Here is a 25,051-nt window from a genome sequence, read left to right on the forward strand (position 1 = left end):
CCCGGCGAAAAGGTTGCTTCCCCGCCGGCACATTTTTCCATTCTAGCCACGGGTGGCCTCGACCGGGGGAACGGACGCCGCGCGCAGGGCCGGGGCCAGCACCGCCACCTGCCCCAACAGCCACAGCACGGTGGCGCCCACGGGCAGGTAGGCCAAGGGCAGGCGCGGCAGTTCGTACTGCTTCATCAGCAGCGCGTTGATGCCGTAGGCCAGCACCATGCCGAGCACGATGCCCATGCTCGCCAGCAGGAAATTCTCCGTCTGGAAATAATGCAGGATGTCGGCGCGCGAGGCCCCGAGCGCCCGTCGCACCCCGATCTGGCGGCGCCGCTGGCCCACCCAGAAACTCGCCAGCCCCACGATGCCGAGCGCGGTCACCGCCAGCAGGGCCACCGAAACCGACGACAACAGCACTGCCATCGCGCGGTCCGCGGCAAAGAAGCGCCCGCGAATCTCGGTATACGGCCGCGCCTCGACCACCACGCGTCGCGGGTTCACACCCTTCAGGGCGGCGACGGCATCCTTGAGCACGCGGGCGGTCTCGCCCTTCCGGGCACGCACGAAATAGCCGCCGCCGTAGGCGGGAATCATCCGCCACGGCATCAGCACCGTGTCGTTCACGTCCTCGCGCGCCTTCCCCGATGCGGCGGGCAGGCGCTCCAGGACACCCACGATGCGCACCGGCTCGCCGCCTACCAGGATCTCTTCGCCCAGGGCCGACTTGTCCGGGAACAGACGCCGCGCCAGGTCGTTCGTCACGATCCCCACGTGACTGCTCGTCGCCTTTTCGGCGACGAGGTCGTCCACCCAACGGTATTCGTCGGGATGGAACATACGCCCGGCCAGCAGGCGGCTACCGAGGGTCTCGGCCAACGATTCGCCATAGAAAGTCGCGACGTCGACACTCGAGGATCTCTGCGAGCGATCCAGCTTCAGGCCCGAATTCCATGCGTTGCCCCCGAACGGCAGCGAATTCCCGACCGTGACCGCTTCGACGCCGGGAATGCCGCGGATCGCGGCAAGATCCGCCTCGACGCGGGCATGGATGTCCTTGCGCGGGCCGATGTCCGATACGGTGATGCGCATCAGCTGGTCCTCGGCGATGCCGCTCGGCGTCGTCATCCAGGCCAGGCGGTCCCCGATCACGAAGACCGCGTTGCAGACGATCGCGCAGGTCAGCGCGATCTGCAGCACGAGCAGCGTGGCGGTCAGCCGGTGCCGGCGCAAGGTGGCGACGATAGGAAGGATGTCGAGGGACATGGTTACTGGCTCTTGATCTGCAATGCCGGCGCGATGCGGCAGGTTCGCCATGCCGGGATCAGGCCCGCGGCCAGGGTGGCGGCGATGGAGACGAGGAAGGTGACCAGCAGCATCGCCAGATCCAGATGCGCCAGTTGCGACGCGGCGCCGGGCTGCATCCGCACTATCGCCAGTCCGAGGAAGGCCACGCCGAGCCCGACGATGCCGCCCGCGACGCCGATGATGGCGGCCTCGGTGAGCAACTGCGCGAAGACGCTGCGCCGCGACGCGCCGAGCGCGCGCCGCACACCGACTTCGCCGGCACGGCGCATGAACTTCGCCAGCATCAGGCCGACGGTGTTGACCAGGCAGACCAGGAAGAAACCGAAGGCAAGCCAGACCTGCAGGCGTACATCGCTCGGAACGACACGTTGTTCGTCGAGGAATCGCATGACGTCGGGCAAGGCGGTTCGCGCCGGACGCTCGAAACGGCCCAGCGCCACCTGGTCCCGCGCGTAGCCGTCGAGGAAGGCACGATACGATACGACGGCGGCCGCGTCGTCGAGCTCCACCCACAGCTGCAGCCATACGCAGTTGGCGGTTTCCATCCCTTCCTCGTCCGACGACTTGTTGCCCCAGCACTCGAGGCCGCCGTTGCGCTTCAGCTTCGCATCCCGCGCGGTGCCCAGCGGCACGAACACTTCCTCGCCCACGCTGTAATTGCCGGTGTTGAGGTCGTAGAAGTGCGGCACGGCGCGCCATGGCGCGAGCACACCGACAATGCGCAGGTCGACGCCGTCCGCATGGACGATGCGGCCCACGCTGTTCTCGCCGTGGAAAAGCCGATCGTTGAGGTCCGCACCGATCACCGCGACGCGCGCGCGAGACGCGTCGTCGGCGGCGCTCCAGCCCTGACCGAAGCGGAACGGCACGTCGAACATCGGGAAGAAGTCCGTCGTGGTGTACCGGGCCGGCACGATGAAGGGATCGATAGCGGCGTCATCGGACTGCACCGGCGTGGCGCCTGCCGTCATCAGCGCCTGGCGCCGGGCGCGGTGCGCGTGGAGCAGGTTCATGCCGTCCGCCCAGGTCACCTGGACGGGCAGCTCGTCGGTCGGGTCGTAACCTTCCTTGTCGCGCGGGTCGAGGCGCGGCATGAAGACCTTGCTGCTTTTCCCGGGAAGCGGATCCCCCGAGAGCACATGCAGCACCGTCAGCGTCGTCATGCTGGCCCCGATCCCGAGGGCGACGGCCAGGATCATGAGGGCCGTGAGTGCCCTGCTCAGCCGGAGGCTGCGCAGGGCCAGTTCCACGTAGTAGCCGAACATCCGGATTCCTTAGAGCGGGCCTCAGACGCTGCGCGTGGCTTCGACCGGCGACACCCTGGACGCACGCAGCGCGGGAGCGAACACGGCCGCCTGGCCGAGACCGAGAAGCACCAGCACGCCGATAAGGACGTAGCTGACGGAGATGCGCGCCATCTCGAACTGCGTGAGCATCCACTGGTTCATGCCAAGGGCCAGCACGACACCCAGGACGACACCGGCCAGCGCAATCAGGAAGTTCTCGGTCATGAAGTAGCTGAGGATGTCCTTCCGCCGGGCGCCGAGCGCACGCCGCACGCCGATCTGCTTGCGGCGCTGGCCCACCCAGAAACTCGACAGGCCCACGATGCCCGCCGCGGTGATCGCCAGCAGCACCCCGCACACGATGCTCATGAGGACCGCCATGCCGCGGTCCGCCTCGTAGGCATTGGCGCGCACCATGTCGAACGTGCGCACACCGTTCTTCTCGGGCAGCACGCGCATCCGGCTCACGCCGTACAGCGTGTTCGCGATCGTCCGGTACACCGCATCCTGCTGGCCGGGCTTCGTGCGCACGATGAAGTGCTGGTAGCTGCTGTCGAAAAACAACGGCATGATCGTCACGTTGTCGATGAAGTTGGCATCGATCCAGGGCACGGTGAGCTTTTCGACGATGCCGATGATCGTGGACGGTTTGCCCTTGATGTAATAGACCGTCTTGCCCAGCGCATTCCCTTCCGGGAAGAGCTTGTCGGCGAAGGCCTTGGTCACGATCACCTGCGGCGGCGCCGGTTGCTGGTCGCGCCCGAACGAGACCACCTCGCTGGGCCTGAAGTTGCGGCCGGCGATCAGTTTCACGCCGAGCGTGGCCAGCGTGTGTTCGTCGCCGAAATAGAGGGCGCTCTGCACGCCGTTTTTCGTGGCATCGGGATCCTTCTGCGCCGACGTCGACCAGCCGCCGCGGCGGAGCGGGAAGGCGTTGGTGATGTATGCGTCCTGCACACCGGGCATCGAGCGGATCGCCTGGAGGTCCGTCTTCATCAGCGGAATATAGGTGGACGGGGAACCGACGTAGAGGTTCTGCACCGCGACGACATTGGCTTCGTTCATGCCGGTGGCGCGGCGCACCCGGTCGACGCGCTCGTGCACGATGAACAGGGCGTTGCACACGATCGCGAGCGTCAAGGCGATCTGCAGGGCGATGAGGATGGTGCCCGCCTTGTGCCGGCGAAGCGCTGCCAGGATGGGTTTGATCTGCATGGCGGAATCCTCAGTTCGACTTCAGCTGCCAGGCGGGCTGCACTTGCGCGGCGCGCCAGGTGGGATAGAACGCGGCGATGACCGATGCGGAGATCGCCACCACCAGCGTGAGCGCCATCAGGGTCGGGTCCAGCGTGGCGAGTCTCGCGATCTCCTCGGGGAAGACCAGGCCAACGCCGAGTACGCCGAGGCCGGTGAGTAGCAGGCCCAGCACGCCACCCGCGATGCCTATCGTTCCCGCTTCGATCAGGAATTGCGTGTAGATGTCGCGGCGCGACGCACCAAGGGCACGCCGAACGCCGATCTCGGGCGCACGACGCAGGAACTTGGCAAGCAGCAGGCCGACCGTGTTCACCAGGCAGATGATCAGGAAGCCGAGCGACACGAGCAGCGACACCTGCGACTCGCGGGGCACGACCTTCTGCACCGACAGCCACTCCATCACGTCGCGCAGCTTGACGTTCGGCGCCCAGCTGAACCGCCCGGAGCGCTGCATCTCGGCGGCGTATCCCGTCAGGTACTCGCGATAGGTTTGCGCTTCGGCCTTGCTCGGCAGCTCGGCCCACAGGGACAGCCAGATGCATTCCGAGCGCAGGTAATTCTCCCAGCCCTCGCCCGGGTCCTTCACGCAGTTGTTATTGCCGTTGTTCGGCAGCTTGAGGTCCACCGCGCGGTTGAACGGTACGTAGACCGAGGCACCGTCGTCGAAACCCTGGGTGTTTGGCACGTCGAAGAACAGCGGCTGCGGCGCCCAGTCCTTGATCACGCCGGTGATCCGGAAGAGATGCCCGTCGAGATTGATCTGCTTGCCCACGCTCTGGCCACCGTTGAACAGCTTGTCGTTGAGCGACTTGCTGATGACGGCCACGTCGGCGTGCCTGTCGTCGTCTTCGAGGCTCCACGCGCGCCCCTGCAGGAATGGCACGTCGAACATCGGGAAGAAGTCGGCGCCCGTCGCATACGCGCCCTGGCGTATGGGCAGACGGGACGGATCGTCCGGGATCGCCGAAACGCCGATCGGATAGGTCACCGTCTGGCGCTTCGCCTTGTGCGCGCGCAGCAGCGCCGTCGCATCCTTGTAGCTCAACGCCGGCGGCGGTTCGCCGTTCTGGGTGTTCTCCGGACCCCAGTTATCGATCTGCACGTTGTAGAGCACGTCGGACTTCTGCGGGATCGGATCGCGCGACGTCGCGCGGAACACCGAGTAAGTGGTCATCGACGCCGCCACGCCGAACCCGATGGCCATCACCATCAGCGCGGTGAGCATCGGATTGCGGCGCAGGCTGCGCAGGCCGAGTTGAAGGTAGTAACTGAACATGGATGCCCCCGGAGGTGGAACGGCTTCGATCAGGAATGGGCGGTGTGGGCGTGCGCGTGGAAGCGCGGTTCTTCCGCGAGGTCCACCACCTGGCCGTCGATCACGTGGACGTTGCGCTGCGCGCGGGCCGCCAGTTCCGGATCGTGGGTGACCATGACGATGGTGGCGCCTTCGCGATGGATCTCTTCGAGCAGTTCCATCACGCCGCGGGCCATCTGCGTGTCCAGGTTACCGGTCGGTTCGTCCGCCAGGAGCAGGCGCGGCGAGCCGGCCAGTGCGCGGGCGATGGCGACGCGCTGCTGCTGGCCGCCGGAGAGTTCCGCCGGATAGTGCTTGGCGCGCGAGGCCAGACCCACGCGCTCCAGCGCGTCCATGATGCGCTGTTTGCGCTCGGCCGCCTTCATGCCGCGATAGCGCAGCGGCACTTCCACGTTGTCGAACACGTTGAGGTCGGGAATCAGGTTGAAGGCCTGGAAGATGAAGCCGATCTTCTCGTTGCGGATACGCGAGCGCGCGTTGTCGTCCAGCTGGCTCACTTCCACGCCATCGAGGTGGTAATGGCCGCCGGTGAAGGTTTCCAGGAGGCCGGCGATGGTCAGGAAGGTGGTCTTGCCCGAACCCGAGGGACCGGTCACGGCGACGAACTCGCCCTCCTTCACGTCGATGTTGAAGTCGCGCAAGGCGTAGGTCTCGACGACTTCCGTGCGGTAGACCTTGGCGAGATGGGTCATCTTGAGCATGGTTTTTCCCTCTGTCAGCGGCTGATGGCGACGTGTTTCGCGTCGCCGAAGGTGTCGGCACCGGAGATGACGATCTTGTCGCCCTCCTTCAGGCCATCAAGGATTTCGACCTTGTCGATGCTGCTCGCACCGACACGGATGTCGCGGCGATCGGCCATGCCGTCGTTCACCACGTAGGCATAGCGGCCCGCGCTTTCGTCCACGAAGGAACCGCGCTGCACGGTGAGCACGTTGTCGCGCTTGTCCATCAGGATGCGCACCGACAGGCGCTGGCTCTGGCGCAGCTGCTTGGGCGTATCGCCGTCGAAGCGCAGGCGGGCGGCAACCTCGCCGTTCACCACTTCGGGCGACACGGCACTGACCTTGCCGTTCCAGGTCTTGCCGTTGCCGCTGATCTCGCCCGGCATGCCGATGGCGAGATCGCGGGCGAAGCTTTCCGGCACCTTCATCTCCACTTCCAGCGCGGAGAGGTCGATGACGCTGAGTAGCTGGGCGTCCTTCGCGACGGTGGCGCGCTCGGCGATGAACAGCTGGCCCACCTGGCCGTCCACGGGGGATTTCACGTTGAGGTCTTCCACCTGGCGCTCGAGATCCTGCACCAGGTAGACCTGGCGATCGTGGGCCAGCTTCTTCGACTGCACGTCGAAAGTGAGACTGTCGTTGTCCATCGCGAGATCGGTCTTCGCGTGCTTGGCCGTGATCTGCGCCTTGTCGAGCGTGGACTTCGCTTTATCGACATCGGCCTGCGGCACCGCGCCCTTGCCGTAGGCACTCTCGTAGCGGTTCAGGTCGCGCTCGGCGGCGGTCTGGTCGATGGTGGCGTTGTCGTACGCCTTCTGGAGTTCGGAACGCTTCTTCTTGGCGTCGATCTGCGCGCGCAGGTAATCCACCTCCATCGCGTCCGCGGCGGACTTCTCCTGGGCCAGCTTGCTGGTCAGTTCCGGGCTGGTGATGACCGCGAGCACCTGGCCCTTCTTCACCACATCGCCCGCATGCACCTTCAGCACGACCGCGCCCGCGGAAGTGGCATACATCGTGGGGCTCACCGCCGCCACCACCTTGCCCTCGGCGGCGATGTCGCGGACGAAGGGGCCGCGCGTCACGGTGGCGAAGTTCAGGCGCGAGGCACTCACCGAGGTGTCCGCCGAGAACATCGTGGACACGCGCGGCGCGGCCAGGGCGATGAGGGCCACGACGGCCACACCGCCGCCAATGAGGAGGAGCTTGCGGTTGCGGCTGCGGCTCGGGCGGACTTCGACGAGACGGTCCTGGGCGGAGGTATCACGGATCATGGTGGATTCCCTGGTCTACTTGCCGGGAAAGGGAGCAAGTGCCGTGCCAACCGGGAAAACACTTTTAGATCAGTGGCATAGTTCCGGCACGCAGGGCCGGAGAGTGTGTCCGCGGACAAAGTGTCCGGACACCGCAGCCTCCGGACACCTGCCCTGTAGGAGCCGCTACAGCGGCGAGGAAACCTCGCGACACCACCGCAGGTTGCCCTCGCCGCTATAGCGGCTCCTACAGATCAGATCGAAATCGCCACCGACTCCGAGACGGCTATATCGCGGGCCACGCCATGACCCAGCGAGGAAATCGGCGCCTCGCGGACGCCCAGCACAGTGAAACCGGCCATGCGACGCCGCGTGAAGCAGAGCACCCGCGCGCGTGAAGCCCGCAGCCACTCGCGGTCGGGCGTGCGGCAGGACGGCGGCTCGGAAGGCAGCGCACCGGCGAACAGGCCATCCCACGCGAGGTAGTCGGTGTCCGGCAGCAGGTAGACGCGGCCGACCGTGTCGCCCTGCCCGTTCACGCAATCGATCCACTCGCGCGGCCCTTCCGCGGTCACCGCGCACGTCACGCCGACATACCGCGTGCCAAGCAACGGTGCCAGTTCGGCCGATTCGACGAGACAGCCCGACGCGTCGACGACGTCCGGTGCCACGGCATGGCGCGGCGCAAGGTAGAGCAAGCCGCCCAGCTGGCCCAGGCCTTCGAACAGCGTGCGCGGCGACAGGGCCAGCCAGCGTGTGGTGGCAGTGGAGCGGGCGCGCGATTGCACGCCGAAGGATTCGAGCCAACCGAACATGGCGTCTCCCGAGACGGACGACCGAGGGATGCCTGGCTGGGCGGCCTGGGGAGACCCGCGTGGCTTGGCGTCGGGGAGAAAGTGACGCTTACTTCGTGAGAATGAGCTTGTCGTTGCGGGTCAACCGCAGGTGGTATTCGCTGCCCTGGTGCTCGATGACGAGTTCACGCGAACCGTCGAGCAGGTTCTTGCTTGCCACGCGCCGGGCAGCCACCGGGGTGGCGCGAAGCGGCACGATCTTGTCGCGGCCGCCGTTGTCGGCCAGGGGGAGCGTTCGAAGCAGCATGGTCGGGACTCCGCGGGTTGGGGTGCGGAGTTGATGATAATGATTCTCAATTGCGAGTCAAGCATCGACACAAAGATCGGTGGGCACCTCGCCGTCGCGGTGCGGGCGCCGAACGCGAGGCCGACAGGCGAGCCCACCCTACGAAGCGACCACGAAACACGGATGCGGCGCGCAGGACAACCGGAGCGTAAGTCGCTGGGCCCCTGCCTGCGCAGGAGCCACGGGATCAGGCAGCGGCCAGCATGTCCGTCAGCGTGCTTTCCAGCTGCTCCAGATCCGGGATCACCGCCGTGTCGTCGCGGACGAGGACGCGGGCGCGGACGCCGAACGGGAGGTCGTGGCCGTCGTGGGTGGGGAGCAGGAGTTCCGCGTTCAGCGTGGTCAGGCGCGGGAAGCCGTGGGTGAGCACGGCGAGGTAAGGCATCGACGGATTGTGGCCCACGGACTTCAGCACCGCGACGCGCGCAGCCTGCGGCGGGGCGTCTTCCGGCAGGCTGGCCACGTGGTCGAAGCTCAGCAGCGGAATGCTCCAGCCGCGCCAGGCGATCTGGCCCAGCAGCCACGACGGCGCGTCGGCCACCGGTTCCACACCCGCCAGAGTGATGACTTCGGCCACCGCGGCATTGGGAAGCAACAGGCGGACGCCACCGCTGGGAATCAGGACGCAGCGAATTTCGCGCGGTAACGGCTCGCTCATGGGAATTCCTCGATCAGTTTCTGTGCCAGCGCGCGAACGTCGCCTGCGTAGTCGGCCACCCGCTCCTCGCGGATGCCGGCCACCATATGGCCCGCCTCGAGATCCGGCGGTACCGTCTCGACCCATACGCGGCCACCTGCGTCGTAGACCGCCTGGGAGCCCGCCACCGCGTCATTGCCGCGGCCGGCGAAGACGATGGCCAGCGCGTCGGCACCGAAGCCGCCGGCGAGCGTGCTGAGGATGCCGTCGATCGACGGTCCGTTCGCGCTCGAGGCGGTGCCGTCCTCGCGCACCGTGACGCTGCCGTCGCGGCGGATCTGCACGTGCGCGCCACGCGGCACGACGACGCAGTCGCCGTGCACGGCATGACTGCCGTCGGTCGCGACCCGCGCCCGGCCGAGGCGCGCCGCGAATGCCTGGGTATCGTCGTGATGGGCTACCACCAGCAGCACGCCGGGCACGCGCGCCGGAAGCGCGGCGAGGAACGCGGCGATCGACGCCTCGCTTTCCTCGGCGCCGGCGAGCGCGATGACGCGACGCACGGCGCGGGGCGCCGCCTCGAGGAACATCTCGTGGCTGAAGTCGCCGTCCGTACGCGGAGCGATCGCTTCCTCGATGGACACCAGTTCCAGGGTGAGGCCCGCTTCGAAACCGTGGCTACCGTCGTCCACCACGTCGTGCGCGAGGTACTCGGCCGCACTCATCGTCTGGATGCCGAATTCGGCCGGCTCGGGACGCGGCACCGGTTCGACCGCCATCGTGTCGTGGTCGACCAGGTCCCATTCGGGCACGGGTGGCGGCACGTACTCGGTGGCGCGCGACTCGATCTGCACGGAAGGCGTGCCTTCCTGCGCGGCGCCGGGCAATCCGTCCTCCAACGACGTGAGGCTGAGACGGCCCGCGTCGAATCCTTCCTCGGGCTGAGCCTCCGGTGCCGGCGTTTCCTCGACGACTTCGAAACCGGAGAGGTCGAGCGAGGCGAGTTCGGTGAGCTGGACCGGCGCGGACGGCACCGATTCCAGATCGTCCTCCGCCAGCGGACCGGAATCGGCAAGCAGGGCTTCGAGCTCCGCGGCCTGTTCGGATGGATCGGCGTTGCCGCCGTCGCCGTCGGCGTCGTCGGCCAACGGCGTGGAGAAACTCAGTTCGTCGTCGACGCCTTCGGCCACGGACGGCGCTACGTCCACCGCGACCGTGTCGACCGCCGGCATCGGGGTTTCCGGATAGCCGTGGCTTCCCGTGATCGCCAGGTCGTCGACGAGCGGTTCGTCGAAGCTTTCCTCGGCCGGTGCCGCGATGCCCGCGAGCGCGGCGACACGCGGCTCGATGGCGCGCGCGTCTTCGGGACGCGGCGGATCGAGCGCCATCTCGCCGATCAGCTTCGCGGCCAGGTGGCGCGCCCAGCGGGCACGGTCCCAGCCCTCGAGCTTGCGGCTCGCATCCGCGTCGTTGAACACGAGGCGCGGATGCCCGCCCTCGACGGTGTCGTAGAGCCGGTCCAGGTCGTCGTCGGCCGGATTGTCCAGGTCGACCACGACCACGTCGGCCGAGGAGCCGACGAGTTCCGCCGGCGCGAACGAACGCAGGTCCGATTCGTAGACGATCCGCGCGCCCTGGGCGACGAGCGCTTCCCGCAGGTCCGCGGAAAGGCTGGCATCGTCGAACAGCAGCGCGACCGTCGCCTCGCGATCAGCCATGATGAACTCCGAGCACGTCGTTGATCTGCACGATGAGGTCGTTCTCCTGGTACGGCTTGCCGATGTAACGGTCCACGCCGATGTCGAAGGCGCGCTGGCGATGCTTGTCGCCGGTACGGGACGTGATCATGATGATCGGCACCCCGGCCAGGCGCTCCTCCGCCTTCATCTGCGTCGCCAGCTCGTACCCGTCCATGCGCGGCATCTCGATGTCGAGCAGCATCAGGTCGGGCACGCGCTCGTTGAGTTTCTCGAGCGCATCCACGCCGTCCTTCGCCGTCATCACCTCGAACTCGTGGCGCTCGAGCACGCGGCCGGTGACCTTGCGCATGGTGATCGAATCGTCGACCACCATCACCAGAGGCTTCACGCGCACCTCGTCCTGCGCGCGCGGCGCATGCGGCATCTGCGACTCGGCCTCGAACGCGCGGCGCGCCACACCGTGGCGGACCAGCGGGGCGAGGTCGAGGATCATCAGCACCGAACCATCGCCCATGATCGTCGCACCGAGGATGCCCGGCACCGAGCTCACCTGCGGACCGACCGGCTTCACCACGATTTCGCGGGAGCCGAGCACGGCGTCGACGCGGATCGCGGCACGCAGGTCGCCCGAGCGCGCGAGCAGCAGCGGGATGTCTCCTTCGTCCGGCGACGAGACCACGTGCACGCCCAACAGCTGCGGCAGGTCGTGGATGCCGTATTCCTCGCCCAGGTAATCGAAGGCGGGGTTGGCGTCGGCCATGCGATGGGCCAGTTCGTTCGGCGCCATGCGGGCTACGCCGTGCACCGAGGTCATCGGGATCGCGAAGTTGGTTTCGCCGATGCGCACGATCAGGGCCTGGGTCACCGCAAGGGTGAACGGCAGGCGCATGACGAAGGTGGTGCCGCGGCCCTTCTGCGATTCGATGCCGAGCGTGCCGCCGAGCTGCTTGATCTCGTTCGCCACCACGTCCATGCCCACGCCGCGACCGGCCACCTGGGTGACCTTTTCGGCGGTGGAGAAGCCCGGCACCTGGGTGAGCTGGAAGATCTGGTCGTCGGACACGCGCGCATCGGGACGCAGCAGGCCGCGCTCGATGGCCTTGGCGCGGATCGCGTCGCGGTCCATGCCGCCGCCGTCGTCGGACAGGCGCACCACGATCTCGGTGGCTTCGCGGGCCACCTGGATGCGCACCGTGCCTTCCGGATTCTTGCCCGCGGCTTCGCGTGCGTCCGGCGTCTCGATGCCGTGCGCCACGGCGTTGCGCAGCATGTGCTCGAACGGCGCCTTGATGCGGTCGAGCATGTTGCGGTCCATTTCGCCGTTGGCGCCCTCCACCACCAGCTGCGCGCGCTTGCCGACGTCGGACGCCGCCTGGCGCAGCGTGCGGCGCAGGTTCGGCACCATGGCGTCGAACGGCAGCATGCGCGTCTGCATGAGGCCTTCCTGCAGCTCCGCGTTCACCCGCTGCTGCTGGAGCAGGAGATTCTCGGACTGGCGGGTCAGCTCGTCCAGGATCGTCTGCAGCGAGACAAGGTCGGACACCGACTCGGCCAGCGCTCGCGAGTACTGCTGCAACTGCGAGAAGCGGTCGAGTTCCAGCGGGTCGAAGTTCGACAGGCCGGTGTCGCGGTGCTCCTGGTGGTAGCGCGCGATGATCTGCGCCTCGGTTTCGATCTCGAGCATGCGCAGCTGGCTGCGCAGGCGGCTGACCGTCTGCTCGTGCTCGGTGAGCGCCGAACGGAAGCTGGCGGTCTGCTGTTCCAGGCGCGAACGATAGATCGACACCTCGCCGGCGTGGTTCACCAGCGTGTCGAGCATGTCGGCGCGAACACGGATCTGTTCCTGCGACGCGCGCTGGAGCTCCTCTTCCTCGAACTCCGGCAGGAGTTCCGGAAGATCGCGTTCGAGCACGGGCTCCGCCTCGGGTTCGGGCAGCGGTTCGAACACGGGCGCGGGCGCGTGTTCGATGATCGCGGCCTCGCGCTCCTCGCGATAGGCCTCGGCCGTGAGCGTGTCCGGTGCGATCGGCGAGCCGGCGAGGCGCGCGAACGGCTCGATATCGGCGTCGGCGAGCGCGATCGGCTTGCCCATGGCAATGGACTGCACCATGCCGTGCAGACGATCGAAACCGACCTCCGTCGCCTCGATGGCGGGACGGTCGCTCTCGCGCTGGCCACCGGCCACCGCGTCGAGCAGCGCTTCCATCGCGTGCGAAAGGTCGCCGACCGCGGAGATACCGGCCATGCGCGCGCTGCCCTTCAGGGTGTGCAGGTCGCGCTGCAGGGCGGCGACGTGCTCCGGCTGCTCGGGCTCGGCGCGCCAGGCGGCAAGCGCGGCGTCCGCATGGTCCAGGATCTCGCGGCCTTCCTCGACGAACACTTCGAGCAGGTCCGGATCGATATCGGCGTACGGCGACAGCTCCGGCACCAGGGACGGCACAGGCTCTTCGACCGGCGTATGCACCGGCGGCGCGACAGGCTCGTGCGACTGGTCCTCGATCTGGACGGGTTCGTCCGCGAGCGCCGGCGGCTCGGACGCCGCAAGGAACTCGTCAGACGCCGCAGGCGGTTCGACCGATTCCGCAGACAACTCGATCGGCTCCGGGGACAACTCGACCGGCTCCGCGGCCACCTCGACCGACTCCGCGGAAGCGGACTCGTCGTCGTTCCCGGCGTCCTCCGAAGCGAAATCCACCAGCCCGTCGTCGACGTGCAACACCTCGCCGTCGCGAGACATCGGCTGCGGCAGCGCCTCGTCTTCGGCGGGTGCCGGCGACGCGGCACCCTCGAGCTCGCCGAGCAGCGACCGCCATGCGGCATCTTCCTCGGCGTCGTACTGGAGGATCGGCCGGACGTCGCCCTCGGGCTTCTCCACCTCGGGTTTCTCTATCCCGAAATCCTCGAGCGAGGCCAGCAGTTCGGCGGTGAATTCGTCGCTGGACGCGATCGGTTCCACCGGCACCTGCTCGATGCCCGGCAAGTCACCCTCTTCCGCGAGCTCGTCGGCGATCAGCTGCTCGTCCAGCGAAGGAATGCTCGCTTCCACCGGCTGCTCGGGCAGGTAGGCCTGTTCGTCCTCGAAGGCCGGCACGGACGCCACCGCGTCCTCTTCGGCATCGAGTGCCAGCTCGTCGTCGAGCGGCATCGGGTCGGGTTCGTAGAGGATGTGGGCGACCGTCGCTTCCGGCTGTTCGTCGCGCAATGCGGCGATGCGCGCGGCAAGCCCCACCACGTCCGGCACCCGCGGATCGGGTGCGTCGAACTGGTCCATGACGTGGTCGACGAGATCGGCCGCCTCGGTAAGCACGGCGACGCCCTCCCGCCTCAACGGCAGGCCGGTGGCGCGCACGCGCTTGATCAGGCCTTCCAGCGGCGCCAACACCTGGATCAGCACGGGGATGTCGACCATGCCGATCGCGCCGTGCAACGTATGCACCGCGCGCAACAGCCCGTCGTCCACCGGCAGCTCGCCGTCGCCCGTCATCGCGAGGTTCGCGCGGATCACGGTGAGGTACTGCGCCACTTCCGCACGGAGGATGTCGAGCAGCACCGCGTCGACTGGCGGTAACGGCGGAGCGACGTAGGCGGGTTCGGCGGCCTCCACCGGTGCGGCCGGCTCGGCCGGCGCGGACTCGATCGCCGCGGGAGCTTCCGGCGTTTCCGCCGGGGCCTGGCCGTAAGCGGCGAAACCGGCGGTCGGGACCGCCGCGATGGTGTCGCGCGGCACGCGGCGCTTGACCTTGCTGCGCACGCGATGGATGGAGTTGCGCGCCACGTCCTCGACGAACGCCATGTCGCCCATCGCCAGGCGATCGGCCGTTTCCATGATCGCGGCGATCGGCGCGGCCGGCGTGGCGTCGCCTTCCAGCGCCGCCTTCAGCTGCGGCAGCGCGTCGACGGCGTGGCGGACCAGCGCCTGCACACCCTCGTGCGAGGCAATGGAGCCGTCGAGCACGCGGTTGAGCATGTTCTCCACCTTCCAGGAGAACTCGCCCAGGAGGCGCGCGCCGACCAGCCTGCCGGAGCCCTTCAGGGTATGGAACGAGCGGCGGATCGGCACCAGTGCGTCGCCGCGCTCCGGGTCGGCGAGCCAGTGGCCCAGCGCGGCACGGAGGTTGCCGATCTCTTCCTCGGTTTCCTCCAGGAAAATCTCGCGGATCTCGTCGTCGATGCCGTCGACCGTGATCTGGAAGCCGGCGAACTCGGCCATGCCGGCACCGCCGACGTCCTGTTCGATTTCTTCCTCGATCTCCACCCAGTCATCCTCGGCGGCCGGGGAGGCGGATGCCTCCTCGACGACGGGAGCGGATGTCGCCGCGGCGATGGCGGCGTCTTCCTCCGCGGGCGCTTCGTCCACGAGGTCGAAACTGTCGGCGAAACTGGCGACGGTCTCGCCAGGGTCGGTACTGGTCGCGGGCACAGCGATGTGTTCGATGGCAGCCGCCTCGATGTCCTCGAGCGCGGCATCGCCGAGCGCTTCCTCTCCTTCCCCGGCATCGACCGGCACGGGCCAGTAGCCGAGTTCGGCCAGGCTCTGCTGGGTGACGTCGAGGATGTGCTCCAGGCCGCCGCGATGCTCGCGCGCCGCCTCGAGGTAGTACTCGAGCGCGGCCAGCGCGTCGGCGAGGCGATCCATCTGCGTGCCGTTCGGCACGCGGCGGTCGCCGAGCAGTTCGCGGTGGATGAACAGGCCGATGCCATCGGCGAGTTCGGCCGGACGACCGGCACCGAGCATGCGCATCGCGCCGCCGATCTCCGCCATCTGCTCGGGGGCACCGGCGAGCTGTTCGTGGTCCCACGACGATTCGACGAAGCCGACGATGGCGTCCTTCACCTTCGCGGTGTTGGCCGTCGCTTCGCGCATCAGGGTGGAAAGGATGTGGCGCGCCTCGCTGCGCGGCAGCGGCGACGGGCCGAGGTCGCTCGGTGCCGGCGCTTCGCCGTCGGCACCCAGGCGTTCGATGTGGTCGTCGAGCGACGCTTCGACGTAGAGCAGCGCGCCGGCGACGTCGAGCAGCGACTCCTCGTCAGGCGCGCGCGTCCCCGTGGCGATCTCGCCGAGGATCCGGCGCTGTTCGCCGACGACGCGGCGCGGCACGCCGAGGGCCAGCATACCCAGCGTGTCGCCGACGCGGTCGAGCACCTCGGTCTGCTGGCCCAGCTGGGCCGGATCGCCGTCGGGACGGCGCAGGAACAGGTCGAGCGATTCCTTCACGCGCAGCAGGTCGTCCTTGATCGCGGCCGACACGGTATCGAGCAGGGCACGGTTGTGACCCGACATCGAGCCGCGTGCGTGCTCCACTTCCGAGGCTTGCGGCAGCAGGCCTTCGAGGCGATAGGTCTGGCGCAGTTCCTCGATACGCTCGCTGCCTGGCTTGGCCTGGGCCACGTAATACAGAAGCTTGCGCGCGAGTTCGTCCGCATCGCCGTTGAGCAGGGCTTCCTCGCCGCCGTCGACCAGCTCGCGGATCGAGCGGTCCACGCGGCCGATCAGCTGACGGACGTCCTTATCGTGTGCGCGCAGGACGCCGCGCTCCAGGCCTTCGAGCACGCCCGCGGCGATCCACCACAGGCGGCGGCCGGCGATGGTGTAACAACGCGCGGCGATGCTGTCGAGCGTGGCGCGCATGCCGAGCAGCTGGCGCTCGTTGCCCTGGCCGCGGAACCACGAGAGCAGCTGCTGCTGGAAGCGCACGCGCAGTTCGGCGAGTTCGCCGCGCTGCGCTTCGGCGGCCGCCGGATCGTTCGCACCCGGTGCCGTGGCCGGCAGCATGGTGTCCAGGTTCGGCGTGAACAGCGCGGACTCGTGCAGCGACTGCTCGCCGCGGCTCGCGCGCAGGTCGTTGAGCAGCGGCAGCAGCACGATGGGAACGTCGCGGTGGCCGCTCTGCAGGCGCTCGAGGTAATCGGGCATCTGCATCATGCCGCGCATCAGCGCCGCATAGGCATCGTCGCGCTGGGCCACGCGGTCGTCGATCAGCGCGGCGACCAGCTGCTCCATCTCGCCGACGACCATCGCTGCCCCGTACAGCTCGACCATACGCAGCGTGCCGTGGACCTGGTGCAGGTCCGCGGCGCAGGTGTGCATGACATAGGCGTCCCGCGAATCCTCGACGTACGACTCGAGGGCCTGGCGCGCCTTGGACAAGGCGTCGTCGAGCTCGGCCTTGACCCAGTGCAGCGTGGTGAAATCGGTATGGTCTTGAAGTCTCACTGCGTTAGCCCGGCAGCTTGAAGTTCGCGACGGACAGGCGCAGGTCGTTCGCGAGCTGGGCCAGGTTGCCGATCGACTCGGCCGTCTGGCTCGCGCCCAGCGACGTCTGCGAGGTGATCTCCTGGATGACGTTCATCGTCGCCGAGGTGTCGGTCGCCGCGGCGGACTGCTGGCGTGCCGCCGCCGAGATGTTCTGAATCAGCGCCGAGAGGTCGTTCGAGACGCGCTCGATGTCGCCCAGCGCCGTACCGGCGTCCTCGGCCAGGCGGGCACCGGCCACCACTTCCGCGGTGGTCTGTTCCATCGAGCTGACGGCCTCGTTGGTATCGGACTGAATCGTCTGGACCAGGGTCTCGATACGCTTCGTCGCGCTCGCCGAGCGTTCGGCGAGGCGCTGCACTTCGTCCGCCACCACCGCGAAACCGCGGCCCGCCTCGCCGGCCGACGCCGCCTGGATGGCCGCGTTCAAGGCGAGGATATTGGTCTGTTCGGCAATGTCGTTGATGAGTTCCACGATCGAGCCGATCTCCTGCGACGACTCGCCCAGGCGCTTGATGCGCTTGGAGGTTTCCTGGATCTGGTCGCGGATGGAATCCATGCCCTGGATCGTCTCGCGCACCACTTCGGCGCCACGCGACGCGATCTGCACCGAGCGCTGCGCCACGTCGGCGGATTCGGCGGAATCCTTCGACACCGTGTCCATCGAGGTCGCGATCTGGTTGATCGCTGAGGTGGCCGAGGTGATCTGCTGCGCCTGCTGCTCCGCCGCGTCGGCGAGGTGCATGGCGGTGGCCTGGGTTTCCTGCGCCGCCGCCGAGACGCGCACCGCGGTCTCGTTGATCGTGGTCACGAGGTTGCGCATCTCGTCCACGGCGGAGTTCATGGCGTCCGCGATGGCGCCCGTGATGTCCTCGGTCACCGTCGCCTTGATGGTCAGGTCGCCTTCGGCGAGCGTGCCCATCTCGTCCAGCAACCGCATGATCGCGGTCTGGTTACGCTGGTTGAGTTCGGACGTGGTCTCGAAGCGGCGGCGCTGGTCGCGCACCAGGTTGTAGACCAGCAGCAGCGCGAACAGGACCGCGCCGATGGCACCGAGCAAGCCCCACCAGACGTTCGGGAACAGGCGGGTCAGCGGCAGCCTGGCGATCTGGTCGGCGGACTCGTTCGCGCGGAGCAGCACGGTCTGCGAATCGAGCGAGGCCTGGTTGCCGGCGCGCTTCACGTCCTGCAGGTTCGGCGACGCGGTGACCAGCTGGTTCACCGGGTCCACCAGGTCGCCCCAGGAGGTCTGCATGCCTTCGAGGATCTTGCGCGCGTTGCCGTCGCTGATGGCGCGCACGCCGCCATCGGGGTTGCCGTCGATCAGGCCCTTGAGCACCGCACCGTACAGCTGCGCGTCGCGGGACAGGCCGTCGGCCGCCGACTGCGCGGCGTCGCCGCCCTGCAGGATCTCCTGCACGCGGCGGATCATGCGGTCGGCCATGAGCATCCAGCGGGCCAGGGTAAAGGTCTGCTCCACCGAGGCGTTCTTCTGCTGGACGATGTTCAGGACCTCGTCGGTGCGGGCGTTCAGCAGCGGCATCTGCTTGGAGAAGAGGTCGGCGCGTTCACCCGAGGACAGGACCAGGTCCTTGTTCGAGAGGATCTTGCCGATGTCCGCGTCCAGCTGGTGCCAGGCGTTGGACAGAGCCCCCACGGAGCGGCCTGCGTTGGTCAGGTTGCCGTCGGCGTAGGCCGGCATGCCGGTCTTCTCGTCGCCCTTCACCAGGCGCTGCACGGCCGAATCGATCGTGTTCCTCGTGGCCGCCAGTTCGCGGAAGGAGTCGCGGTTGCCGTCCGACGCCTCGAGCGCGTACTTCGCGGTCTGCTGCGAAAGCACCTGCACCTGGGTCGTGAGCGCGATGGCTTCGCGATCCTCGCCGTTCTTGTTGTTCAGCCACCAGAAGTCGACCGACGCCAAACCGATCGCCAGGAGCAGGAACACGATGACGATCGTGTAACCACGTTCCCGGCCTGCGCCGCCTGCTGTCGTGCTCATATCCCACCTCACCCAAACCTGGCAAAGCAATGACGAAGCGGCCCGCGGACCGCCCCTCCGTTCCCATCGCGAGGCCGGCCAAGCCGCCCCCACCCATCCTGTAAGGGGCGGCCACGCGGCCGTCCCCTCCCCCTATGGAGGCGCTTAAAGCGCCGCCTGCCGAAAATCCGGCGCACGAACCAGACGGCTCATGCTGAAAAGTCCGAACGTCTGCTCGCCGAGCTGCACGTTCTCCGCGACGAAACGTGCCAGCCGCGGATCGTGTTCTTCTTCGCCGGCGCCCCGCTGGGCGTCGTCCATCGTACGCTGGCCGAACACTTCGTCCACCAGCAAGCCCACGGTGCCGCCGTGCTGGCGCACCAGCAGCAGGCGGGCACGCTCCGACGCCGGCGTGCGCTCGTCGAACAGGAACCGGCCCAGGTCGATCGCGGGCACCAGGTTGCCGCGCACGTTGGCCACGCCCATCAGCCAGGGCTGTGTGCCCGGCACGTTGGTCAGCGGCGGAACGGCCAGCAGTTCGTTGATCTCCTCGATGCCGCTGACGAAGGCGTGGCGCCCCACGCGGAAACCGATGCCGCGCCAGAGGCCCAGCGACTCCACGCGCTCGGGCGCGTCGGCGGAGTGCGCGAGGCACGCCCGCTCGTAGTGGGCGAGAAGTTCGAAAGGCGTGAGTGCCGCGTTCTCGCTCATGGCGTCCTCAATGCGTCGTGTTCGGCAGGAGGCTGGCGATGGTCGAGAGCAGCTCCTTCTCGTTCACCGGCTTGGTGATGAAGGCTTTCGCGCCCTGGCGCAGGCCCCACACCCTGTCGGTCTCCATGGACTTGGTGGTGATCATCACCACCGGCACGTCGGCCGTGTTCGGGTCGCGGCTCAGCGTGCGCGTGGCCTGGAAGCCGTTCATGCCCGGCATGATCACGTCCATGATCACCAGGTCCGGCTTGTTCGCCTTGATGCGGTCGAGCCCAGCCTCGGCGTTGTCGACGCTGGAAACGGAAAAACCCGCCTTCTCGAGCAGCGTGGTGAACACGCGGACATCGGTGGGCGAGTCGTCGATGATGAGAATGTTTGCCACACGTCCCCCTGGACGTCGTCTTGCGTAAGTGTCCGGTCAGCTCGCCTTCGCGTACCGGTGGATCGCGCCGAGCAGCTCGTCGCGGGTGAAAGGCTTGGTGAGGTATTGCTCGGCACCGACGATGCGGCCGCGCGCCTTGTCGAACAGGCCGTCCTTCGACGAGAGCATGATGACCGGCGTGCCCCGGAACTGCGCGTTGTTCTTGATCAGCGCGCAGGTCTGATACCCGTCGAGGCGCGGCATCATGATGTCGACGAAGATGATGTTCGGCTTCTGGTCGGAGATCTTGGCGAGGGCCTCGAACCCGTCCACGGCGGTCAGTACGTCGCAGCCTTCCTTCTTCAGCAGGGTCTCCGCCGTGCGTCGGATGGTTTTGGAATCGTCGATGACCATGACCCGTAACCCGGTCAGGTCGTTACCGCGTCCGTTTTCGTTCACTGCGCCCCCGTACCACGAAAAAAAACCGCAAATACCGTCGCAGGATAGCCGGTTTCGGCCGACTATTCCGTGCGCCAGGTCGTTGTCCGGGACCGGTGGCCCCGGCGGCCCGCTCTTTGGCGGTCCTACCGACCGCTGTTTAATGGTTGGCCGTGGCGCCGTCAAGATGAATTGTTCTTAAGCGATCATTCCCCAGGTCGCCGCCGTCCCAATCCGGGGCCGCGTTCACTAGACTTGGCACCTTTCCTGCCTGCCGGACGTTCCCGCATGACACTCTCCGTCGCCGTCCTGATGGACCCGATCCGATCCATCAAGATCGCCAAGGACACCACCTTCGCCCTCCTCCTCGAGGCCTCCCGCCGCGGCCACGCCCTCCTGTACATGGAACAGGGCGATCTGGCGATGCGAAACGGCGAGGCCTGGGCCCGTCTCCGCCCCTTGACGGTGACGGAGGATCCGTCCGGCTGGTTCACCCTCGGCGATCCCCAGTGGCGCCCTCTGGCGGAGGTGGACATCGTGCTGGCCCGCAAGGACCCGCCGGTGGATGCGCAGTTCATCTACGACACCATGGTGCTCGAGCGCGCCCAGCGGGCCGGCTGCAAGGTGGTGAACGACCCCCGTTCGCTACGCGACTGCAACGAGAAGCTGTTCTCGCTCGATTTTCCGCAGTGCATCGTGCCCACCCTGGTCTCGCGCGACGCCGGCGAGCTGAAGGCGTTCGTGGCCGAGCACGGCGAGGTGGTGCTGAAGCCGCTGGACGGCATGGGCGGGCGCGGCATCTTCCGGGTGAGGGCCGGCGACACGAACCTGAATTCCATGCTGGAGACGATGCTCGCCGGCGGCCGGAACTTCACCGTCGTGCAGAAGTACATCCCCGAGATCACCGCCGGCGACAAGCGCATCCTGCTGATCGACGGCGAGCCGGTGCCGTATGCCCTCGCCCGCATCCCCCAGGGCGACGAGTTCCGCGGCAACCTGGCCGCCGGCGGCCGCGGCGAGGGCATCCCGCTCTCCGACCGCGACCGATGGATCGCCGCCCAGGTCGCCCCGGAGCTGATCCGCCGCGGGCTGCGCTTCGTGGGGCTGGACGTCATCGGCGACTACCTGACCGAGATCAACGTCACATCTCCGACGGGCCTGCGCGAACTGGACGCCCGGTTCGGCATTAACATCGCCGGGCTGCTGTTCGACGCGATCGAGGCCCGATGACGACCCGCACCACCGGCGCCGACCTGTTCGGCGCGACCTTGCTGTTCTCGCTGCTCCTGCATGGCATCGTCATCCTCGGCATCACCTTCGAGGCGGAGAAGCCACGGCCCAGCGTGCCCACGCTGGACGTGACCCTCGTGGACGTCGCCAACCAGGAGCAGCCGGACAAGGCCGACTTCCTGGCCCAGGCGAACAACGCGGGCGGTGGTGACAAGGACAAGGCGGCACGTCCGTCCGAGCCCGTCTCGGGCCTGCTGCCGACGCCGCAGCACAGCCTCGCCGCGGAGCCGAAGGACGCCCAGGCGCCTGCCCCGCGCGAGGCGACGCCGAGCCAGCTCCTGACCAGCTCGGGCGAGACGGCCTTCACGGTGGATACCACGCGGGAGCAGACCGAACGGAAGGAACGCCCCCTGCCCGAATCGGACCAGGAAGTGCAGCGACGGATGGAAATGGCCCGGCTCGCCGCCGAGGTGCGCGAGCAGTCGCAGGCGTACGCGAAGCGCCCCAAGAAGAAATTCATCTCCTCGAACACCCGGGAATACGTCTACGCCGCCTATATGAAGGGCTGGGTCGGCCGCGTGGAGCGCGTGGGCAACCTGAACTATCCCGACGAGGCCCGCCGCCAGGAGCTGTACGGGGAACTGGTGCTCACGGTGGGCCTCAACCGCGACGGCTCGATCAAGAGCATGGACGTCATCAAGAGTTCGGGCCACAAGGTACTGGACGACGCCGCGCAGCGGATCGTCCGCCTCGCCGCGCCCTTCCCGGCCTTGCCGGCGGACAAGAACCGGGTGGACGAGCTGTACATCACGCGCACGTGGCAGTTCCTGCCGGGGAATGTCCTGAGAAATTACTGATCGGGCGGCGCGATCGATATCGGCGGCGGCGCGGCCGACTCCTGTAGGAGCCGCTATAGCGGCGAGGGAACCTTGCCTCACCGCTTCACCGCCTTGTCGGCTTCTCGCCGCTATAGCGGCTCCTACAACGGCAGCAGTTGGTCCGCCTCGCTCACATAGGCTTTTCCGGCCTTGCGGTCCCAGACGCACAGTTCGCGGCCGGGCCGGTTCTTCATGTGCTTCTGTGGATAACGTCCGGCCAGCACCAGCGCCGTGACGGGCACGCGGTCGTCGTAGTGGATGGGGCCGCCCACGGGCTTCGCGTCCCTCAGTCCGCTGGCGGCGACGCAGGCCTTCGTCAGCCGTTGGTCGTAGTCCTTCCAGGCGCCCGGCGTCGACGCCCACGCGGTGGTCGCGAAACCCATGGCGACGATCGCGAAACCCTTTGCAAACATAAGCTTGGACATTTGCTGCATTCCTTGTGGCGGAATGCCGACGGTACCCGGAATGCACTGAACGTTCGCACACGGCTCAGGGTCGTAGCGGCTACAATGCAGCCATGACGATCGCCAACACTTTCGCGGGTCAGTTCCTCATTGCGATGCCCTCGCTGGCCGAGCCACCGTTCGCGCGCGGCGTGGCGTTCCTTTGCCAGCATGGCGAGGACGGAGCCGTCGGCCTGCTGATCAACCAGATTTCCGAATACCGCCTGGGCGACGTACTGGCCCAGATGAAGCTGGCGTGCGACGACCCCGAGATCGCCGACTCCCCCGTGCTCATCGGCGGCCCCGTCCAGCAGGAGCGCGGCTTCGTGCTCCATCGCGAACCAGGCAACTGGGATTCGAGCTACCGCGTGAACGAGGATTGGTCGGTCACGACCTCGCGCGACATCCTCGTGGCGATGGCCGCGGGCGAAGGCCCGCGCCGTGCCGTGGTCACGCTCGGCTACGCGGGGTGGGACGCCGGTCAACTCGAGCAGGAAGTGATGGACAACGCCTGGCTCACCACGCGTGCGGACGAACACATCGTCTTCGACACGCCCATCGACGAACGCTGGCTGGCCGCCGCGCGCAAGCTCGGCGTACACGACCCTTCCCAGTTGACCGGCTACGCCGGCCACGCCTGAGCCGCCCCGTACGATGAGCTGCCTGTTCGGCTTCGACGTCGGGACGAAGATCGTCGGCGTCGCCGTCGGCAACCGGCTTACCGGTACCGCCCGCGCCCTGGCCGCCGTGCCCGTGCGCGACGGCGAACCGGACTGGACCGCCCTGGATACGCTGCGCCGCGAATGGCTTCCGGCCGAGCTGGTGGTGGGCCTTCCGCTCGACAATGAAGGCAAGGAGCAGCCGATGACGCGCACGGCGCGCCGCTTTGCCGAACGCCTCGGCGAGCGTTATGCCCTTCCCGTCGCCTTCGCCGACGAGCGCATGAGTTCGCAGGAAGCGGCTCGCCGCTTCGCCGCGGGCCGGGCCGCGGGCACGCGCAAGCGATCCGATGCGAAGTCGATCGACGCGGAGGCCGCGGCCGTGATCCTCGAGTCGTACCTCGTGCAGGCATGATCGCCGAACGCTCCCTTTCGTTTTCTCCATCCACCTTGAGGAAGTCATGTCACACCGCCTGCGCCATCTGACCACCCTCGAGAACCTCCCGCGCGAAGCCATCGAACGCCTGCTCGACCGCGCCAACAGCATGCGCGAGGCCACCGCGCACGGCACCCGCAAGCTGGACCTGCTCGGGGGCCGCACGGTGCTCAACCTGTTCTTCGAGCCCTCCACGCGTACGCGCACCTCGTTCGAACTGGCCGCGCGCCGGCTGGGTGCGGACGTGATCAATTTCGATATCGGATTTTCTTCCACCGCCAAGGGCGAGGAGTTGTTCGACACCCTGCACACGCTGGAGGCGATGCACCTGGACACCATCGTGGTCCGGCACAAGGAGTCGGGCACGCCCGAATCCCTCGTACGCCATGCGATGAGCGGCGTCGCGGTGGTGAACGCCGGCGACGGCAACCGCGCCCATCCCACCCAGGGCCTCCTGGACGCGCTGACCATCCGCAACCACCACCCGGACTTCCGCAAGCTGCGCATCGTCATCTGCGGCGACGTGCGCCATTCGCGCGTGGCCCGGTCCGACGTGCATGCGTTCACCGCACTGGGTGCGAAGGATGTCCGCATCGTCGGCCCCTCCTCGCTGCTCCCGGCCGAAGGCGAGCTGGAAGGCGTGACGTACCACGACGACTTCGACGCGGCGATCGAGGGCGCCCACGCGGTCATCATGCTGCGCCTGCAGAAAGAACGCATGGCGTCGACCGACCTTCCCGACGAAGCCGCCTACTTCGAACGCTTCGGACTCGACTGCCGCCGCCTCGCCCGCGCCGCCAAGGGCTGCCTGGTGATGCACCCCGGCCCGATCAACCGCGGTATCGAAATCGCGCCCGACGTCGCCGATGGCGCGCAGTCGCGCATCCTCGAGCAAGTCGGCAACGGCGTGTTCGTGCGCATGGCCGTCCTGGCCGAGGTCATGGGCCGGTAAGACCGCAAGAATTTGCGCTGCCCCGCCACGGGGCCGCCTTCAGCTCCCACGGTTCCGGCATAATGGCCGGACCAAGGGACCAAACCGGACAATGGGATACAAG

The 25,051-nt window shown here is 67.7% G+C and carries 21 protein-coding genes; 5 read left to right on the forward strand and 16 right to left on the reverse strand.

The genetic code is table 11. The features are described 5' to 3' along the window. Positions 1 to 42: 42 nt before the first annotated feature. From HBF32_RS08665 to pilG, 15 genes are all read right to left on the reverse strand, one after another. Positions 43 to 1,260 carry an ABC transporter permease gene (locus HBF32_RS08665; protein ID WP_166699260.1) on the reverse strand — a complete coding sequence of 406 codons (1,218 nt, stop codon included), beginning with the start codon at positions 1,258 to 1,260 and terminating at the stop codon, positions 43 to 45. A 2-nt stretch (positions 1,261 to 1,262) separates the two neighbouring features. Further along, the gene (locus HBF32_RS08670) at positions 1,263 to 2,567 is read right to left on the reverse strand and encodes an ABC transporter permease (protein WP_166699261.1); all 1,305 of its coding nucleotides are present in this window, start codon (positions 2,565 to 2,567) and stop codon (positions 1,263 to 1,265) included. A 21-nt stretch (positions 2,568 to 2,588) separates the two neighbouring features. Beyond that, positions 2,589 to 3,803 carry an ABC transporter permease gene (locus HBF32_RS08675; protein WP_166699262.1) on the reverse strand — a complete coding sequence of 405 codons (1,215 nt, stop codon included), beginning with the start codon at positions 3,801 to 3,803 and terminating at the stop codon, positions 2,589 to 2,591. Between the two features lie 10 nt (positions 3,804 to 3,813). Further along, a complete protein-coding gene (locus HBF32_RS08680; RefSeq protein ID WP_166699263.1) occupies positions 3,814 to 5,121 on the reverse strand; it encodes an ABC transporter permease in 1,308 nt (435 codons plus the stop codon). Between the two features lie 29 nt (positions 5,122 to 5,150). Next, on the reverse strand, positions 5,151 to 5,861 hold the full coding sequence (locus tag HBF32_RS08685) for an ABC transporter ATP-binding protein (protein WP_166699264.1): 711 nt from the start codon (positions 5,859 to 5,861) through the stop codon (positions 5,151 to 5,153). A 14-nt stretch (positions 5,862 to 5,875) separates the two neighbouring features. Beyond that, on the reverse strand, positions 5,876 to 7,153 hold the full coding sequence (locus tag HBF32_RS08690; protein ID WP_166699265.1) for an efflux RND transporter periplasmic adaptor subunit: 1,278 nt from the start codon (positions 7,151 to 7,153) through the stop codon (positions 5,876 to 5,878). 233 nt (positions 7,154 to 7,386) lie between these two features. Beyond that, complete coding sequence (locus HBF32_RS08695) at positions 7,387 to 7,947, reverse strand: hypothetical protein (RefSeq protein WP_166699266.1); 561 nt, start codon at positions 7,945 to 7,947, stop codon at positions 7,387 to 7,389. Positions 7,948 to 8,035: 88 nt separating this feature from the next. After that, positions 8,036 to 8,233 (reverse strand): hemin uptake protein HemP, encoded by a 198-nt coding sequence (gene hemP, locus HBF32_RS08700; protein WP_166699267.1) that lies wholly within the window; start codon positions 8,231 to 8,233, stop codon positions 8,036 to 8,038. A 226-nt stretch (positions 8,234 to 8,459) separates the two neighbouring features. After that, a complete protein-coding gene (locus tag HBF32_RS08705) occupies positions 8,460 to 8,930 on the reverse strand; it encodes a chemotaxis protein CheW (protein ID WP_166699268.1) in 471 nt (156 codons plus the stop codon). Further along, complete coding sequence (locus HBF32_RS08710) at positions 8,927 to 10,627, reverse strand: chemotaxis protein CheB (RefSeq protein ID WP_166699269.1); 1,701 nt, start codon at positions 10,625 to 10,627, stop codon at positions 8,927 to 8,929. Before HBF32_RS08710 ends, HBF32_RS08705 begins: the two co-directional genes overlap by 4 nt. Next, positions 10,620 to 16,823, reverse strand: coding sequence for an Hpt domain-containing protein (locus tag HBF32_RS08715; RefSeq protein WP_166699270.1), 6,204 nt, complete (start codon positions 16,821 to 16,823; stop codon positions 10,620 to 10,622). Before HBF32_RS08715 ends, HBF32_RS08710 begins: the two co-directional genes overlap by 8 nt. A 4-nt stretch (positions 16,824 to 16,827) precedes the next feature. Then, positions 16,828 to 18,861, reverse strand: coding sequence for a methyl-accepting chemotaxis protein (locus tag HBF32_RS08720; protein ID WP_166699271.1), 2,034 nt, complete (start codon positions 18,859 to 18,861; stop codon positions 16,828 to 16,830). Positions 18,862 to 19,005: 144 nt separating this feature from the next. Continuing rightward, positions 19,006 to 19,551 carry a chemotaxis protein CheW gene (locus HBF32_RS08725; protein WP_166699272.1) on the reverse strand — a complete coding sequence of 182 codons (546 nt, stop codon included), beginning with the start codon at positions 19,549 to 19,551 and terminating at the stop codon, positions 19,006 to 19,008. A 7-nt stretch (positions 19,552 to 19,558) separates the two neighbouring features. Then, positions 19,559 to 19,933, reverse strand: a complete 375-nt coding sequence (locus tag HBF32_RS08730; protein WP_166699273.1) for a response regulator — start codon at positions 19,931 to 19,933, stop codon at positions 19,559 to 19,561. A 36-nt stretch (positions 19,934 to 19,969) separates the two neighbouring features. Next, entirely contained in the window at positions 19,970 to 20,326 is a 357-nt protein-coding gene (gene pilG / locus HBF32_RS08735) for a twitching motility response regulator PilG (protein ID WP_166700483.1), read from the reverse strand. 312 nt (positions 20,327 to 20,638) lie between these two features. On the opposite strand from pilG, the gene gshB reads away from it, so the two are divergent. Next, positions 20,639 to 21,580: a glutathione synthase gene (gene gshB / locus HBF32_RS08740; RefSeq protein WP_166699274.1), complete on the forward strand. Its 942-nt coding sequence runs from the start codon at positions 20,639 to 20,641 to the stop codon at positions 21,578 to 21,580. Further along, positions 21,577 to 22,437: an energy transducer TonB gene (locus HBF32_RS08745; protein WP_166699275.1), complete on the forward strand. Its 861-nt coding sequence runs from the start codon at positions 21,577 to 21,579 to the stop codon at positions 22,435 to 22,437. The genes gshB and HBF32_RS08745 overlap by 4 nt, the downstream gene beginning before the upstream one ends. A gap of 122 nt (positions 22,438 to 22,559) precedes the next feature. Here HBF32_RS08745 and HBF32_RS08750 read toward each other — a convergent pair whose 3' ends face one another. After that, on the reverse strand, positions 22,560 to 22,883 hold the full coding sequence (locus HBF32_RS08750; protein WP_205287727.1) for a hypothetical protein: 324 nt from the start codon (positions 22,881 to 22,883) through the stop codon (positions 22,560 to 22,562). 92 nt (positions 22,884 to 22,975) lie between these two features. Here HBF32_RS08750 and HBF32_RS08755 point away from each other — a divergent pair, with 92 nt between their 5' ends. The 3 genes from HBF32_RS08755 to HBF32_RS08765 are packed head-to-tail and all read left to right on the forward strand — an operon-like array spanning position 22,976 to position 24,948. After that, on the forward strand, positions 22,976 to 23,542 hold the full coding sequence (locus HBF32_RS08755; RefSeq protein ID WP_166699276.1) for a YqgE/AlgH family protein: 567 nt from the start codon (positions 22,976 to 22,978) through the stop codon (positions 23,540 to 23,542). Positions 23,543 to 23,555: 13 nt separating this feature from the next. Continuing rightward, positions 23,556 to 23,975: a Holliday junction resolvase RuvX gene (gene ruvX / locus HBF32_RS08760; protein WP_166699277.1), complete on the forward strand. Its 420-nt coding sequence runs from the start codon at positions 23,556 to 23,558 to the stop codon at positions 23,973 to 23,975. Positions 23,976 to 24,021: 46 nt separating this feature from the next. Next, positions 24,022 to 24,948 (forward strand): aspartate carbamoyltransferase catalytic subunit, encoded by a 927-nt coding sequence (locus HBF32_RS08765; protein WP_166699278.1) that lies wholly within the window; start codon positions 24,022 to 24,024, stop codon positions 24,946 to 24,948. The last annotated feature ends 103 nt before the right edge of the window (positions 24,949 to 25,051 follow it).

The sequence above is a fragment of the Luteibacter yeojuensis genome, from assembly GCF_011742875.1.
GTDB lineage: Bacteria > Pseudomonadota > Gammaproteobacteria > Xanthomonadales > Rhodanobacteraceae > Luteibacter > Luteibacter yeojuensis.

Bases quoted from the DNA above. Each gene is read 5' to 3' on its own strand.
- HBF32_RS08710 (WP_166699269.1), bottom strand. From the start codon at position 10,627: ATGGCTGATCGCGAGGCGACGGTCGCGCTGCTGTTCGACGATGCCAGC.
- gshB (WP_166699274.1), top strand. From the start codon at position 20,639: ATGACACTCTCCGTCGCCGTCCTGATGGACCCGATCCGATCCATCAAG.
- ruvX (WP_166699277.1), top strand. From the start codon at position 23,556: ATGAGCTGCCTGTTCGGCTTCGACGTCGGGACGAAGATCGTCGGCGTC.
- HBF32_RS08670 (WP_166699261.1), bottom strand. From the start codon at position 2,567: ATGTTCGGCTACTACGTGGAACTGGCCCTGCGCAGCCTCCGGCTGAGC.
- HBF32_RS08745 (WP_166699275.1), top strand. From the start codon at position 21,577: ATGACGACCCGCACCACCGGCGCCGACCTGTTCGGCGCGACCTTGCTG.
- HBF32_RS08765 (WP_166699278.1), top strand. From the start codon at position 24,022: ATGTCACACCGCCTGCGCCATCTGACCACCCTCGAGAACCTCCCGCGC.
- HBF32_RS08705 (WP_166699268.1), bottom strand. From the start codon at position 8,930: ATGAGCGAGCCGTTACCGCGCGAAATTCGCTGCGTCCTGATTCCCAGC.
- pilG (WP_166700483.1), bottom strand. From the start codon at position 20,326: ATGGTCATCGACGATTCCAAAACCATCCGACGCACGGCGGAGACCCTG.
- HBF32_RS08720 (WP_166699271.1), bottom strand. From the start codon at position 18,861: ATGAGCACGACAGCAGGCGGCGCAGGCCGGGAACGTGGTTACACGATC.
- HBF32_RS08695 (WP_166699266.1), bottom strand. From the start codon at position 7,947: ATGTTCGGTTGGCTCGAATCCTTCGGCGTGCAATCGCGCGCCCGCTCC.
- HBF32_RS08675 (WP_166699262.1), bottom strand. From the start codon at position 3,803: ATGCAGATCAAACCCATCCTGGCAGCGCTTCGCCGGCACAAGGCGGGC.
- HBF32_RS08680 (WP_166699263.1), bottom strand. From the start codon at position 5,121: ATGTTCAGTTACTACCTTCAACTCGGCCTGCGCAGCCTGCGCCGCAAT.
- HBF32_RS08750 (WP_205287727.1), bottom strand. From the start codon at position 22,883: ATGTCCAAGCTTATGTTTGCAAAGGGTTTCGCGATCGTCGCCATGGGT.
- HBF32_RS08685 (WP_166699264.1), bottom strand. From the start codon at position 5,861: ATGCTCAAGATGACCCATCTCGCCAAGGTCTACCGCACGGAAGTCGTC.
- hemP (WP_166699267.1), bottom strand. From the start codon at position 8,233: ATGCTGCTTCGAACGCTCCCCCTGGCCGACAACGGCGGCCGCGACAAG.
- HBF32_RS08755 (WP_166699276.1), top strand. From the start codon at position 22,976: ATGACGATCGCCAACACTTTCGCGGGTCAGTTCCTCATTGCGATGCCC.
- HBF32_RS08725 (WP_166699272.1), bottom strand. From the start codon at position 19,551: ATGAGCGAGAACGCGGCACTCACGCCTTTCGAACTTCTCGCCCACTAC.
- HBF32_RS08665 (WP_166699260.1), bottom strand. From the start codon at position 1,260: ATGTCCCTCGACATCCTTCCTATCGTCGCCACCTTGCGCCGGCACCGG.
- HBF32_RS08690 (WP_166699265.1), bottom strand. From the start codon at position 7,153: ATGATCCGTGATACCTCCGCCCAGGACCGTCTCGTCGAAGTCCGCCCG.